Here is a 577-nt window from a genome sequence, read left to right on the forward strand (position 1 = left end):
CCGCCTACGACGATCAGGACGAACTGCTGGCCCGCGCGAACGACACCGAATACGGGCTCGCGGCCACCGTGTGGACGCGTGATCTCGGCGTCGCGCAGCGGTTCGCCAACGGCATCCGGGCGGGCGCGGTGTTCGTCAACATGCCGCCGATCCCGGACATGGCCGCGCCGTGGGGCGGGTACAAGGCGTCGGGCTGGGGTCGCGAAATGGGTCCGTGGGCCATCGACGCGTACACCGAGATCAAATCAGTCTGGCTGCACTACTCGTGACCACTGGCGACGCGGTGAACTCGACCCCGAAGAGCAAGTCGCAGATCGCCTACCACTGGATCAAGGCGCGGATCGACGACGGCACCTTCTCCCCCGGCTACCGGCTGGTGTTCGGCCAGATCGCGCAGGAACTCGGGGTCAGCACCGTACCCGTCCGCGAGGCGGTCCGGCGGCTGGAAGCCGAAGGGCTGGTGACCTACGAGCACAACATCGGCGCGCAGGTCGCGATGGTCGACGAGAGCGACTACCAGCACACCATGCAGACGCTCGCGCTGGTCGAGGGCTACGCCGCCGCGCTGGCGGCGCCG

2 protein-coding genes are annotated in these 577 nt (G+C 68.6%); both read left to right on the forward strand.

Features of this window, described 5'->3' with window-relative positions:
- Window positions 1–269: aldehyde dehydrogenase family protein (locus CFP71_RS42635; RefSeq protein ID WP_143267321.1), on the forward strand; the 269-nt coding region annotated here is incomplete at its 5' end.
- Window positions 266–577 (forward strand): GntR family transcriptional regulator (locus CFP71_RS42640; RefSeq protein ID WP_143267322.1); only part of this gene is annotated, 312 nt, incomplete at its 3' end. The genes CFP71_RS42635 and CFP71_RS42640, both read left to right, overlap by 4 nt.

Source organism: Amycolatopsis thailandensis, assembly GCF_002234405.1.
GTDB lineage: Bacteria > Actinomycetota > Actinomycetes > Mycobacteriales > Pseudonocardiaceae > Amycolatopsis > Amycolatopsis thailandensis.